15 protein-coding genes are annotated in these 14,150 nt (G+C 36.4%); 11 read left to right on the top strand and 4 right to left on the bottom strand.

Going from position 1 to position 14,150, the window contains the following annotated elements:
* Positions 1-62: 62 nt before the first annotated feature.
* Genes HMPREF9707_RS08360 through HMPREF9707_RS08345 form a run of 4 tightly spaced genes read right to left on the bottom strand, consistent with a single transcriptional unit; the run spans position 63 to position 3,568 of the window.
* Positions 63-557: a hypothetical protein gene (locus HMPREF9707_RS08360; RefSeq protein ID WP_006702269.1), complete on the bottom strand. Its 495-nt coding sequence runs from the start codon at positions 555-557 to the stop codon at positions 63-65.
* Positions 558-560: 3 nt separating this feature from the next.
* Positions 561-2,213, bottom strand: coding sequence for a DUF2326 domain-containing protein (locus HMPREF9707_RS08355; protein ID WP_006702268.1), 1,653 nt, complete (start codon positions 2,211-2,213; stop codon positions 561-563).
* Complete coding sequence (locus HMPREF9707_RS08350) at positions 2,203-2,427, bottom strand: ABC-three component system middle component 7 (RefSeq protein ID WP_006702267.1); 225 nt, start codon at positions 2,425-2,427, stop codon at positions 2,203-2,205. The genes HMPREF9707_RS08355 and HMPREF9707_RS08350 overlap by 11 nt, the downstream gene beginning before the upstream one ends.
* Positions 2,411-3,568: an ABC-three component system protein gene (locus HMPREF9707_RS08345; protein WP_006702266.1), complete on the bottom strand. Its 1,158-nt coding sequence runs from the start codon at positions 3,566-3,568 to the stop codon at positions 2,411-2,413. Before HMPREF9707_RS08345 ends, HMPREF9707_RS08350 begins: the two co-directional genes overlap by 17 nt.
* Before the next feature lie 440 nt (positions 3,569-4,008).
* On the opposite strand from HMPREF9707_RS08345, the gene HMPREF9707_RS09150 reads away from it, so the two are divergent.
* From HMPREF9707_RS09150 to HMPREF9707_RS08295, 11 genes are all read left to right on the top strand, one after another.
* Positions 4,009-4,146 (top strand): hypothetical protein, encoded by a 138-nt coding sequence (locus tag HMPREF9707_RS09150; protein ID WP_006702265.1) that lies wholly within the window; start codon positions 4,009-4,011, stop codon positions 4,144-4,146.
* Positions 4,147-4,408: 262 nt separating this feature from the next.
* Positions 4,409-4,963, top strand: a complete 555-nt coding sequence (locus HMPREF9707_RS08340; RefSeq protein ID WP_006702264.1) for a sigma-70 RNA polymerase sigma factor region 4 domain-containing protein — start codon at positions 4,409-4,411, stop codon at positions 4,961-4,963.
* 270 nt (positions 4,964-5,233) lie between these two features.
* The gene (locus HMPREF9707_RS08335) at positions 5,234-5,533 is read left to right on the top strand and encodes a hypothetical protein (RefSeq protein WP_006702263.1); all 300 of its coding nucleotides are present in this window, start codon (positions 5,234-5,236) and stop codon (positions 5,531-5,533) included.
* Positions 5,523-6,671 (top strand): DUF2800 domain-containing protein, encoded by a 1,149-nt coding sequence (locus HMPREF9707_RS08330; protein WP_006702262.1) that lies wholly within the window; start codon positions 5,523-5,525, stop codon positions 6,669-6,671. The genes HMPREF9707_RS08335 and HMPREF9707_RS08330 overlap by 11 nt, the downstream gene beginning before the upstream one ends.
* Positions 6,658-7,203: a DUF2815 family protein gene (locus HMPREF9707_RS08325; RefSeq protein ID WP_006702261.1), complete on the top strand. Its 546-nt coding sequence runs from the start codon at positions 6,658-6,660 to the stop codon at positions 7,201-7,203. Before HMPREF9707_RS08330 ends, HMPREF9707_RS08325 begins: the two co-directional genes overlap by 14 nt.
* 243 nt (positions 7,204-7,446) lie before the next feature.
* A complete protein-coding gene (locus HMPREF9707_RS08320) occupies positions 7,447-9,390 on the top strand; it encodes a DNA polymerase (RefSeq protein WP_006702259.1) in 1,944 nt (647 codons plus the stop codon).
* 10 nt (positions 9,391-9,400) lie between these two features.
* Entirely contained in the window at positions 9,401-11,629 is a 2,229-nt protein-coding gene (locus HMPREF9707_RS08315) for a phage/plasmid primase, P4 family (RefSeq protein ID WP_006702258.1), read from the top strand.
* 147 nt (positions 11,630-11,776) lie between these two features.
* Positions 11,777-12,073 carry a VRR-NUC domain-containing protein gene (locus HMPREF9707_RS08310; protein ID WP_006702257.1) on the top strand — a complete coding sequence of 99 codons (297 nt, stop codon included), beginning with the start codon at positions 11,777-11,779 and terminating at the stop codon, positions 12,071-12,073.
* On the top strand, positions 12,063-13,412 hold the full coding sequence (locus HMPREF9707_RS08305) for a DEAD/DEAH box helicase (protein WP_006702256.1): 1,350 nt from the start codon (positions 12,063-12,065) through the stop codon (positions 13,410-13,412). The genes HMPREF9707_RS08310 and HMPREF9707_RS08305 overlap by 11 nt, the downstream gene beginning before the upstream one ends.
* Complete coding sequence (locus HMPREF9707_RS08300; RefSeq protein ID WP_006702255.1) at positions 13,412-13,642, top strand: hypothetical protein; 231 nt, start codon at positions 13,412-13,414, stop codon at positions 13,640-13,642. Before HMPREF9707_RS08305 ends, HMPREF9707_RS08300 begins: the two co-directional genes overlap by 1 nt.
* Positions 13,632-14,054, top strand: a complete 423-nt coding sequence (locus HMPREF9707_RS08295) for a DUF1492 domain-containing protein (protein WP_006702254.1) — start codon at positions 13,632-13,634, stop codon at positions 14,052-14,054. Before HMPREF9707_RS08300 ends, HMPREF9707_RS08295 begins: the two co-directional genes overlap by 11 nt.
* Positions 14,055-14,150: the final 96 nt, after the last annotated feature.

Raw genomic sequence — 14,150 nt, 5'->3', positions numbered from 1 at the left:
CTCTAAAGGCCTTGACTAAATTTTTCAAAAATAGTTTTACTGATTAGCTTCTTTAGCACAATCTATTTATCAAAGGCTGTGTCATAAATGTTTGACTTCTCTACATCTTCTGAGATATTTAACTTATCAATATATTCTAAAAAATTTTCGTTGATTTCATTTTTTACGTACGCAAATGTTTTTGGTTTATATTCTTCCAAGTCTTTTTTTGAATATTGAAAAGGAAGTTTACAGAAAGGCTCCCATAATTCACCAATTCTCCGAGAAAATGCCATGTATTCATATGGCCAACATTTATGACGATATTCGAGCATTACAATGTAAGATACATAATAAATTAACATAAGATTATTTAGGACTGTATCATCCGGGTTATCAATATTATCTATATTATTAGTAATAAACTTGTTTCTTTGTTTTGTAATAAAATTATTCATAAATTGTGCATTGCTTTTGTGGGATGATTTTGCACTATTCTTGTTTATAAGGTTTTGGTATGCTTTCTCGCTTTCAGTTCTAAGCTGATTAAGTAATTCAGATTTTGTATATAATTTCATAATTTACTCCTTCTTTTCATCTAGTTGGTTATTTTCGACACTACTCCATGATTTTCCAAATAGTTCGTTGCCATTTGGCCCAAGTTCAATTACATGATTGTCATAAAGGAGTGATTTTACTTCATCTGAATATGCGCTTTGTTTATCAAATGAAATGAATATTTGCTTGTCAAATGTGGAATATATTTTGAGAATATTCTCAATAGCGTTGTCTTCTACTTGCTTAAAGATTAATGAATCATGAACTAACAATGGTAGAAAGGATAGCGTTAATATCGCTAAATCGAAGACAACTAGACCGCGAAAATTTGTACCTGTTCCTGTGTCATTTGGGATTTCGAAATGGTAACTAGTAATCGAATTTATATTAATAAGAGGGGCCATTTTTTGCCCATTAGTAACCTTTTCATTAATTTCATGCATTGTCTGATTTAAAGTCGATTCAATTGAATTAATAGCTAAATCAACCGTATGATCTAAGTGTTCTTTTCTTTTCTTTGTTTCTTCTGCAATAAGCTCCTTATTATCATAAGCTTCATTGGCTTTCTCGAGCTTAATAATCTTTCTGTCCACTTCAGTATAGTTTTGTAATTTATCTTGTGGAATTTTTTCAGAATCCTTAATTTCTTCAATTTGTCGATCCACTTCAAAATACAATTCATTGTATTTTTTCAATTCTCTATCTATTTTTTTCGTATTGTCTGCTACTTGTTTCTTCAAAATACTATTCAAATCATCATGAAATTGTTCGATCTCCACAATCTCAGCGACGTTCAAATTAGGGAAGAATTTTTCTAATTCTAATAGATCACTTTTTAATTTAGAACTAGAAAATTTTTGATCATATTTCATTGAATTTAATTGAAGCTGATAAGTTAGAATTTTATTGCTAAATAATCTTTGCTGTTCTCTAAGTTCAGCTAGTTTATTTCTTTGGTATTCATCGAGACCAGCGAATGTTTCTCCTAAATCTAATACCAGATTCTCTTTTTGTTTACGCAAATTATTAATTTCAATTTCATTCTTTTTATATTCAGTTTTATTTGGAGTGGCGTATATATAATTATATTTTAAAGACTTATTAAAGGTTTCCTTTTTTTCTTTGTATTCTTGATAGCGTTTATCAGCTAAATCTATTTCTTCATATTCATTTAACAACTTAAATAATCTCTTCAAACCTTTGTTTTGTGTATCTTGTTTAAACGAACGAAGGGGAGCAGTCTCATCGTAATTATCTCTATGATAGACTCGGATAAAATTACTTACCGTCTCTCTAAAACTAATGTAACTTGAGTTTATTTTGTATTTTTCTTTTAACAGATTAGTATAATCATTCAAATTTATGATTTTGATCTTCGAATAATTATTGTCACAAATTGAGACTTCGGTAGGAGAGCTTGTATCTCTTGAAAAATAATACATTGTGCCTTCAAATTGAAATGCAAAGTTGATTTGGTGTTCGCCAACGTTTTTGATTGTATCAAGAGATTTATCTGTATAGTCAGACCCACCAAATACGAAATCAATGACCATAAGTAGAGTCGATTTACCGATGGAATTTGCACCATCATTTGCCCCTAAAACAACATTTAATCCATCTTTGAATTTGATTGGCTCTTTGTGTTTGAAAGCATCACATTGAATTTCAACTAACATAGTAAATCACTCCTTCCTTATTAAGATTAATTTTCTTTATTGCAAACAAAATAACCAGCACTTCTATAAAATCATTTATGTTGTCAAATTTTTTCTTCGTTTGATTGAACAATTCGATTACTTCCATTGGTTCATTGTGAACGGTATCTAAGATAGCAGTAATTTTTGGGAAAACACTATCTTGATAGCTTGTTACTTTACTCGGAAATTTCATTAAACACCTCACAATTCTGAACAAAAAAGGCAGCAATTATTTGACATGCTAATCTATTTGAATTACCACCAGATGAATTATGTATCCAATCTGTAACTTCTTCATAAATTTGACTCTGATCTATATTTTCTTCTTCTAAATTCAAATAATAAAGTTTTACTTGAGAAGCAATTTTTTCGAAAACTATTATTCCTTCCCCTTCTAAATTCGAAAAAATATTTCTGACGGTATTGTAGTAAGAAGTTACTTTTGTGTTTATATCAAAAATCAACATATAATTTTCAGGATGTATTTTCTTTTTAAGTTCTACAGCATTTAAAGTCAAGTCCGTATGTATGCTTGATAAATCAATAGAAGAAAGATTGTTTATTACCTCTAAAATATCTTTTTCAAGCTTCACTGAGTTTGAAACTTCTTTTATTTGCTTATTTTTTATTAGTTCTTCCTTAATATCTATAATTTCCTGTTGTTCTTCTTCTGAGAGTTCTCCAACATAAATATCTGCACAATCTCTGCATAGACAAAGTTTGTCATTTTGGGGATCTAAAAAATCAAACTGAATTACGTCATATTTTTTAATCGAGTTATTTCTGATATTTTCAGTTAATCTTTTTCCGCAAGTGGGGCAACTTGAATCACATTCTGATAGAAGATAATAATCTGATGTTGGGACCGTCTCTCTATTCTCAGTATTCGACCGTGATAAACAATACAAAAACAATTCAGCTAAAAAACTAGAATAGTGTTCACTGTTGAGCTTTTCTAATAGTTGATCTCGCTTTTGTTCAGAGATTTGTTCATCTTGCTCGACCAATGATTTCATTTCAGAATAAAAATCCTCAGTCAGATTAATATTAAGAGTTGGGATGAAAATTTCACCAAACCAGTTTTTGCATCGCTCAACAACACTGTCATCAAATGAGACTGCATCACGGATAGACTGCTCTACATCTTTAGTTTTGTTAAACCAACCACTAACCTTCGCTGGAGTGATATCAACAGGGCTTCCGTTTCGATCTATTATATTTTCTCTATCTATTAGAGCACCTATTAATAAATTAACAACATCTTGGTTTAAATTAGGTGCTTGTAATGCTTTTTGTGATATTTTCAAGAAACTTGACAAACATATTTGATTCATTGCATACCTCCTCTCAGTAAAAGTCCAATAAAACCCCAGTAAAAGTCCACTAAATACAAGTGGGCTTGTTTTTTTTAGAATAAGTGTGTAGTCATTTGAACTATATACATAATTCTAAGTTAAATATGAAATTTTTACAACATCGTATATTTACGATAAAGGGGTGACTACATGCTTCTAAACAAATAGCAAATCAGTATCTGGATCAAGATTAACACGGATACTTAGAGGACGTTACTAGTAGTCAATTTATTCTCAGACATAAATGAAAGGAATTTGACGTACATTATTCTTTAAATTTAAGAATTCAATGTTTAACCAATAGTTAATTTTTATGATTACGTTTTTAAAATTGCCACTTTTCAAGATTTTGGTCTATTTATTAATAGGAGAAATTTGAAATTAACGAAAGCTATCTTTTTTTTAAAGGAGGTGATCCCATGGCACGTAACAACAAGCAAACCAGCAAGAAAGTTGCATGCAAAGCTTCGAAAATCCTAAAGGATGGTCGGTATAGCAAAACAAGTAAGTCAGTTGCAGGTTCCGCATTATCTCAGACACGTCGAGGTCGTAAGTAGTTAATCGCATAAATTCATGGCTTTGATGGTGAGCCATTAATCATCATCAAATTAAATATCACAACGCCTGATATGCATTAGGGCAGAAGGATACATGGTCATTTTTGTTAGGTCGCAAGACCAATATCAAGAATGATGGAAGTAGCCTTACCTTAATGCGCCCATTTTCATCAGGTGGAGTAGGTCTGTGCACTTCCAAGGTCACAGGCCTATTTTTTGTCTCCTTTTGTTCGAGTGCTCCTTAGGCAATAAGGAGACAAATATGAAAAAACGTGTCGTAACAGTAAAAACAGTAAAACAGATTAATGGTAAAAATGTCCTTGTTAATCAAGAAGTTGAAGTCACAGAAGAAATCTACTTAGAAATGATGCGTCCTGTATGGCGCGAACAGAAACAGACTCAACGTGCCTATGAAGATATCAATGTTGCTTGGTCAAATTATGAAGAAGAAAAATCTGACTGGATGCCGGGTACACCAGACCAATTTACCGCTATGGGTGGTACTGGTGAACCAATCAGTCAATTGAAGATGGGATTGCCACTGTCCTTGGATCGGATTGCTGAAGATACGAACTTTGAAGCGTCGGCACGAGAGAATGTCGAAGCAGCAGCCGAAGCCCTCCTACTATCTGAAGCTTTCGAGGAAGTACTGAATGATTTTTCTGAGCGTAACAAAATGATTATGTCTCTATTATTGATTGACGAGATGACTGAACGAGAAGTAGCTCTGATTGTTGGCTGTTCACAAAAAACGGTTAATAATACCAAAAGGAAATTACTGCCAATTATCCAAGAAACAATGAAAGATTGGAAATAATTATTCTAATTGATTACTCAAGTTAACCCTAATTGTCCTAAGAGAGATGGAAGGAAAAATCAATGTCCCCATCTTTCTTGGAGACACTTAATTAAAATATCTTTCCAAAAAGTTACTCAAAGTGGATGCAGATGTCCTAAGAGGTTTGGAAGGAGGAAATTGGATTGGAACAAACGACCAATGAAGAAATAGCAAACAGCTTGATGGCTATTTCAATTGTAACGAAGAAGCTCGCCCGTCAAGTCATGTCAAACAGTAAAGGAGATAAATATGTCGAGAATGAAAATGTACCTACAGGTTCAAGAAGATGCACAGAATTTAGTAGACAGTCTCAACGTACTATTAAGTTCTATGAATAATGATGACCCCGTTGAAGATGTCGAAGAAGAAATTCATCCAGTTTCCTTTGAAGCGATTCAAATGTTCTTAGCAGAGAAGTCAAGAGATGGATTTACTTCTGAAATCCGCTCGCTCATTCAACAATTTGGTAGCAGTAAATTAAGTGAGCTGGATCCTAAGGTCTATCCAGATTTGTGGAAAGCAGTGGAGGAATTAGCAGATGACCAATAAGAAACATGCGTTGCTATCTGCATCAAGCTCTCATCGGTGGCTAAAGCATGCTCCGATTGCTCTTCTCGAAGCGATGGTGACAGAAGAATCATCGGAAGCGGCTGAGCAAGGAACCGCTGCCCATGCGATGGCAGAGCATTTCCTAAAATTGAAACTTGGCCAAGATTCATCACTAGAAGGTTCCATCTACCATGACGATGAAATGGAACGATATTGTCAGGACTACGCCAACTTTGTGGTCGAGCATAAAGAATCTTTAGGAGAGAATACACTGTTGTTTATCGAACAACGTTTAGACTTCTCACGTTATGTGCCAGAAGGGTTTGGAACTGGGGATGCGGTCCTCATTTCTAATAACATCCTTCATATTATTGACTTCAAGTACGGTAAGTACTACGTCAATCCTGAGAATAACACACAACTATTGTTATATGCCCTCGGTGCTCTCGAGTTAGTAGAAAGCATCTATGACATCGAAGAAGTTCGTATGACTATCTACCAACCGCGTATTGGAAATGTGTCTACTTGGACCATGGATGTTGATCCCATTTTAGAATGGGCAAACGGTGAATTGAAGGTTAAAGCGATGCAAGCCGCAAAAGGTGAAGGGTCGCTTGAGTATGGTGATTGGTTAGCGATGACGAAAATCAAGGCCATTTCAAAAGACCGAGCGAAGCATCATTTGGAATTACGTAAGTATGAGTTAAAAGAAGCTCACTTGCTAAATGATGAAGAAATGGCTGAAGTATTATCTCACGTCGATGACCTTCTGAAGTGGGTCAAAGATGTGAAAGAGTACGCTCAAAAGCAAGCAGTAGAATATGGAAAAGATTATCCTGGCTTCAAGTTGGTTGAAGGGCGCTCTAGTCGCAAGTATGTCAATCCAGCACTTATCGAACAACGTGCAGAGGAAAAAGGTATTGAAGGAATCTATCAAGAGACTTTACTTCCACTCACAAAGTTAGAGTCAAAATTAGGTAAAGAACAGTTTAAAGAAGTATTCGGTGATTTGATCACCAAGCCATCTGGGCAGCCAACTTTAGTACCTGAGTCAGATGGTCGTCCAGAAATTGTAAAACATGATGTTAATGAAGATTTTAATGTAGAAAAAGGAGAAAAAAATTATGGCAATGATTAATTCAACAAAAGTAGTAACCGGTGAAGTTCGTTTATCTTATGCAAATGTATGGGAACCCCGTCCGGGAATGAACGGTGGTAAGGATAAGTATTCTGTATCACTAATTATTCCCAAGTCAGATACAGAAACGATTGAAAAGATTGAAGCTGCAATTGATGCGGCCATTGAAGCAGGGCTAGGCAAGTTTGGAGGTAAGAAGCCAAATAAAGCAGCACTGAAGTTACCATTACGTGACGGTGATGTGGAGCGTGATGATGATGCATATAAAGATGCTTACTTTGTTAATGCGAATTCAGTTCAACCACCACAGATTGTTGATCAATCAGTTCAACCGATTTTAGATCGCTCAGAAGTTTATTCAGGTGTTTATGCCCGCGTATCGCTTAATTTCTATGCCTATAACGTTAATGGTAATCGAGGAGTGGCTGTCGGTTTGGGAAATATCCAAAAACTGCGTGATGGAGATCCTTTAGGTGGTCGTACTTCTGCAGCTTCAGACTTTGATGCTGTTGATGATGACTTCTTAGCTTAGGAGGGAACAGTATGGAAAATATTGATATCGTGTTCAATATGTTTCTATGTATGGCCGGATCCTGGCAAATTGGTTCTTGGTTAGGTCAACTATTCTATTGGTTACATCACAAAATGCGAAGGGATAAGTAAATGGAAATATTATTTGATATCTTCTTCATCGGATTGGGCCTTAATTGGCTCATCCGAGAAGGAGTTGCTACTTACGTACATGTAAAGATTAAGTTGAGGGAGTTAGATAAGGATGGACATCATCAACTTAAATATTGATATTGAAACCTATTCCTCGGTGGATTTATCCAAAGCAGGTGTTTATAAGTATGCGGAGAGTGGGGACTTTGAAGTCCTCCTTTTCGCTTATTCAGTGAATAAGGGTCCAGTTCATGTAGTGGATATAGCTCAAGGAGAGTCCATACCTAACGAAATTATTCAAGCACTTTTGAATGACCAAGTGAAGAAATGGGCTTTTAATGCCAATTTTGAACGGGTGTGTTTGTCGCGTTATTTAGGTGAAGTTCTATCGCCTGAGTCTTGGTATTGCACGATGGTGTGGTCGGCTTATTTAGGTTTACCCTTGTCTCTTGAGAAAGTTGCTCAGGTATTAGGAACTGACCAACAAAAGAAGTCAGAAGGAAAGGCTTTGATTCGTTATTTTTCAGTTCCTTGTAAACCAACCCAGGCTAACGGTCAATGTACTCGTAACTTACCCCAACATGATCGAATCAAATGGCGAGAATTTATTGAGTATAACAAACAGGACGTTGAAACGGAAATGGCGATTCAAAAAAGATTATCCCATTTTCCAATGCCTGAATTTGAGTGGGAACACTATCACATTGATCAGCAGATTAATGATACTGGAATTGAATTAGACCCTATCTTAGTACAGCAAGCTATTCAATTTGATGAACAGTTACGTCATGAAAATATGGAACGCTCAATTAATCTAACCGGGCTAGATAATCCAAACTCACCCACTCAACTCAAAGAGTGGCTTAACAATCAAGGACTACATATTGAGTCACTCGCAAAACAAGAAGTTGAACAAGCTTTAATAGAAGCGAAAGGCATCATAAAAGAAGTATTGGAATTACGCCAGGAACTTTCAAAGTCCAGTGTGAAGAAATATCATGCGATGGAAAGTGTCATGGGTAAAGATCAAAGAGCCAGAGGGTTACTTCAATTCTATGGCGCTAATCGGACTGGAAGATATTCTGGACGATTGATTCAAGTTCAAAACCTGAGAAGGAATAATCTACCTAATCTGGAATTGGCCCGAGATCTGGTCAAAGAGGGTCGTTTTGAAGATTTAGAGTTAGTTTATGATAGTCCCTCAGATGTGTTATCCCAGTTAATCCGAACGGCTTTTATACCCAAAAAAGACCATCGTTTTATTGTATCCGACTTTTCTGCGATTGAAGCTCGAGTTTTAGCTTGGTTAGCACATGAGACTTGGCGACTCAAAGCTTTTAAAGTGGGAGCGGATATTTATTGCCAGTCTGCCTCCCAGATGTTTGGTATTCCTGTGGAGAAGAATGGGCTCAATGGTCATCTAAGACAAAAAGGAAAGATATCTGAATTAGCTTGTGGCTATCAAGGCTCAGTAGGAGCTTTAAAAGCCATGGGTGCCTTAGAGATGGGGATTGAAGAACAGGAACTCCAAGGTATTGTGGACTCCTGGCGCAATGCTAATTCTCGTATCGTACAATTTTGGTGGGATATGGATGCATCGGTTAAACAAGTCATTAAATCTAGGCAAACTCATTACTTAAAATCCCTTGTTTTGTCTTATGAGAAAGGGATGCTTTTTATCAAGTTGCCTAGTGGTAGACGATTAGCCTACCCAAAACCCAAGATAGGTACTAACCGTTTTGGAGGAGAGTCTATCACTTATGAAAGAATTGTGCTGGGGAATAAGTGGGAACGAATTGAAAGCTATGGAGGGAAGTTTGTTGAGAATGTGGTTCAAGCGATTGCTAGAGATATCTTAGCCGAAGCTATGCAACGACTCACTCAAAAAGGGTTTCGAATCGTCATGCATGTTCACGATGAAGTCGTTCTAGAAGTGCCCATCGGTCAATCCAGTGTCGAAGAAGTCAATACTATTTTAAGCAAACAACCTCAATGGGCTCAGGGACTCCCCTTAGATGCTGATGGATTTGAGTGTTTCTTTTATCAAAAAGATTAGGAGGTTAACAATGATTTTATATACCAGTAATACTAGAGAAAAGGCCAATAGTTTCATCTTCCCCAATCGAGTAGAAGCTAATAATGAGGCTAGTTTTATTGAAGCTATGCAGTACGATCATGTCACTGCACAATACGAAAATAATCACCGAGCTAATGCAAACTTCATGTCTTCGGATGTGATTGTTATGGACTTAGATAATGATCATTCGGATGATGCGGCTGATTGGATGGATGTTGAGGATGTGAAGTTAGTCTTTCAAGGAGTCAAATGTGCCATGGTATCCAGTCGAAATCATTGGAAACAAAAAGAAAGTAAGTCACCAAGGCCAAGGCTTCATGTTTATTTTCCAATAGCTAAAATTCATGATGCGGATGCCTACCGTCAGACCAAAGAAGCGATTCGGAACTACTTTCCTTATTTTGATGTCAATGCGATGGATAGTGCACGATTGATTTTTGGAGTAGAAAATCCTCAAGTTGAGTTTATGCGTGGAGATAAATATATCACAGATATTCTTATGGATTCATTTGAAGCTTGGGATAGCGAACAGGATTTAATTTTAGAAGGTGGACGTAATAACACGATGAGTCAGTATGCAGGTAGGATTCTCATTCGTTTAGGGAATACCGAGGAAGCTCGTGACTTGTTTAACCAAAAAGCGGAATTATGTTCACCACCTTTACCAGATGAGGAATTAGAGAAAATTTGGCAGTCTGCTTTAAAGTTCGGGAAGCGTGTGTCTCAATCACCGGACTATATTCCACCGGAACAATTTAAACCAGATTTAACACTGAAACCAACTGATTTTTCAGATGTTGGTCAAGCAACAGTTCTGGCTGAAGAGTATCAAGGTAAATTACGTTATTCACCGGCTACTGACTACCTTACTTATAACGGTAGTTATTGGGAAGAATCAAAACCAAAGTCGCTTGGTGTAGCCCAAGAACTTACTTTTCGTCAATTGGAGGAAGCTGAAGAACAGATTATGGTCTTTACTAATCAACTTGAACAAAATGGTGGGTTAGCTCTGATTGAAAGTGTAGGTGAGAAGAAAGCCCTAGATGTCTTTTCAAAGCCGCAACGAATCTCTTATCAGAATTTATTAGCCGCTCAAATTTATCAAAAGTATGCCATTAAACGTCGCGATGATCGTGCCATTAATGCGTCGTTACGTCAGGCTCAATCGATGTTAGAAATTAGTCATTCGGATTTAGATATTGATGAATTCCTATTAAATACTCCGAGTCACACGATTAATTTAAAGACTGGAGAAGTTCATGAACATGATTTTGAAGATTATATTACTAAGCAAACAACTGTGGATGTGAGTCAAGAGAATATGGATATGTGGTTGGACGCATTAAATACCTTTTTTGTGAATGACCAAGAACTGATTGATTATGTCCAACAAATTGTTGGTTTGTCTATTATTGGAAAAGTCTATGTTGAAGCTTTAATTATCGCCTATGGTGATGGTCGTAATGGGAAATCTACCTTTTGGAATACCATTTCACGTATCCTGGGTAGCTATGGCGGTAATTTATCTGCGGATGTTCTAACCGTTAATAACCGTCGCAACGTCAAACCAGAGCTTGCAGAAGCTAAGGGGAAACGACTTTTAATCTCTGCAGAACTTCAAGAGGGGATGCGACTTAATACTTCCATTGTTAAGCAACTTTGTTCGACAGATGAAATCTTTGCTGAGAAGAAATATAAGTCGCCTTTTAGTTTTATCCCGAGTCATACTTTAGTGCTCTATACAAACCATCTACCAAAGGTGGGAGCCATTGATCGAGGGACCTGGAGACGATTAATTGTCATTCCTTTTGAAGCGAAAATTGAAGGCCAAGGTGATGTGAAAAACTATTCCGACCATCTCTATCAAGAAGCAGGTGGTGCAATTTTGTCTTGGATGATTGAAGGAGCACAAAAAGTAATTGCTTCTGACTTCAAAATTCCATTACCTCAAAAGGTGAAGGATGCCATTGAAGAATATAAAGAAAGTAACGATTGGTTGGGCCAATTCTTCGCGGAATGTTGTGAATTAGATAATTCGTATGAAGAAAGATCGGGTCAATTGTATGAAGAATATCGAGCCTTTTGCTTTAGAACAGGAGAATACACTCGTAGTACAACTGATTTTTATGCTGCACTTTCTTCCGAAGGGTTTGTTCGTCGACGTCATTCAGATGGCAATTACATTCAAGGATTGAAACTTAAATCAGAATTCGCATAATATCAAGGTTTGTGTAGGTTATGTATGCTATATACTAAACTTTTCTATATAGATTAAAAATAAAAACACATATATAAAAGTTATATATATGACCTCCTAGACCTACACAAATGCGATTAAATCAACATTTATCATTGAGGAGATAAAATGCAAAAAATTACAGAAAGATACATTGAGGAACAATTAGTCAAAACAGTCAAAGCACATCAAGGTTTATGCCTAAAACTTAATTCTATCAGCCTAACAGGTTTACCGGATCGTTTAGTCTTATTACCGGGAGGCAAGTGTGCCTTTGTAGAAGTAAAGCGCCCAGGTGAAAAACTTCGTCCCATTCAAGTGAAGCGAATCAAGCAATTAATGCAGTTAGGTTTCTTGTGCTATATGCTAGACGACCTCACTCAAATTGTACCTATTATTGAGGAGGTGACATCAAGTGGAGTTTAAACCTTATCCTTATCAAGCAACCATGATTGATTACATTGAAGTCCATGAGGTAAGTGCGCTATTTCTTCAGATGGGTTTAGGTAAGACGGTGATTACCTTATCAGCTATTCATAACTTGATGTTTAATTCATTTGAAGTGAAGAAGGTCTTAATCATTGCCCCTATTCGAGTAGCAAGAGATACTTGGCCAGATGAGTGTGACAAATGGGAACATCTAAAATTACTCCGATATTCAACCGTCATCGGGAGTGTCAAAGAACGCACCCAAGCATTAAAAGAAAAAGCTGATATATATTTTATTAACCGGGAGAATATTGATTGGTTAGTGAATAAATCGAATATACCTTTTGATTTTGACATGGTTGTGATTGATGAGTTATCTAGTTTCAAATCTCATACGGCTAAACGGTTTAAAGCTCTCATCCAAGTTAGACCTTATATTAAACGAATCGTTGGTCTAACAGGAACTCCTTCAAGTAATGGTTTGATGGATTTATGGGCACCGTTTCGTATCTTAGATAAAGGTGAGCGACTGGGACGTTTTATCAGTCATTACCGACAAACATACTTTAATCCCGATAAGCGAAATGGGATGATCATTTATTCTTACAAGTTAAAACCGGGAGGAGAAGAAGCCATCTACGACAAGATTAGTGACATCACCGTTTCCATGAAAGCAGAAGATTACCTAGAAATGCCAGAACTAATTATGAATAAAGTACCGGTTGAACTTTCAGCTAAGGAACAAGCAATTTATGATCAACTCAAAAAAGATATGTTGGTAACATTAGGTGATAAAGAAATTGATGCAGTGAATGCAGCAGTTCTATCTGGAAAATTACTTCAGATGGCGAGCGGTAATGTATATGGGGAAGAGCAACAATCAATACATCTTCACGACAGGAAGTTAGATGCTCTGGAGGATTTAATTGAGGGAGCAAATGGTAAACCACTTTTGGTAGTGTACTGGTTTAAACATGATCTTGAAAGGATTAAAGAACGCTTTGAGGTGCGAGAACTTAAAAGCAGACAAGACTTTCGAGATTGGAATCAAGGTGAGATTCCAGTAGCAGTTATCCACCCTGCAAGTGCAGGTCATGGATTGAATCTTCAAAGTGGTGGTTCTACGATTGTTTGGTTTACTTTAACTTGGTCTCTAGAACTATATGAACAAACCAATGCTAGACTTTACCGACAAGGACAAAGTGAGAGTGTAGTCGTTCATCACATCGTGACCAAAAACACTTTAGATGAATATGTCTTGAAAGCTTTAGAAAATAAGAGCCAAAGTCAAAATGCTTTGATTAATGCTGTAAAAGCAGACCTGGAGGTGAGTTGATGGATAATCCATACGAACGATTAGCCCATGCGATCATTTTGCAAGCCGTCAAAGATTACCGGAAAGCATGTAAAAGATTGAAGTGCAATCCACAGAGTGAGGCAGCTCATCGATATTTCATCTCATGCCAGAAGTTTTTCTTATCCGAGTGGTTTAAAGAAATAACCGACACAGATGGGGAGCATCTACTCAAAAAATTAAACGAGGAGGTAGGTAGAATTGACTCCTAAAGAATTTTTACAACAAGCTTTTTATTTAGATCATCGCATTAATAGCAAGATTGAACAGATTGACTCTCTTAACTCATTAGCTCAAAAAGCAACCAGTACCTTGTCCGATATGCCAAAAGCACCCGGACGTAATACTTCTCGTTTAGAAGAAATCATTGTTAAGGTGGTTATGCTGGAAGAAGAAATTAATAAGGACATCGATGAGCTAGTTGACTTAAAAGTCAAAATTACTGAAGTGATTAATGAGGTGCCAGATAAGGAACAACAGATGGTTCTTGAGAAGCGTTACTTGAACTTCTTATCCTTTGAACAGATAGCAGTAGACTTGAACTTTAGTATTCAACATGTCTTTCGCATTCATAAGCAAGCGCTTTGTAGTACAGAAGCTATCTTAATTAAACCACCAAGATAAAAGATGAGAGTAAATGAGAGAGAATGAGAGTAGGGTACTTTGATATAGTTAAGATGTAAAATAATAGCGACAGAAGCCTTGGGATAATCTCAGGGC

It is taken from the genome of Falseniella ignava CCUG 37419 (assembly GCF_000301055.1).
GTDB classification, from domain to species: Bacteria; Bacillota; Bacilli; order Lactobacillales; family Aerococcaceae; genus Falseniella; species Falseniella ignava.
Note: the sequence above shows the minus strand (reverse complement) of the source record. Positions and strands in the feature narration are given on the sequence as shown.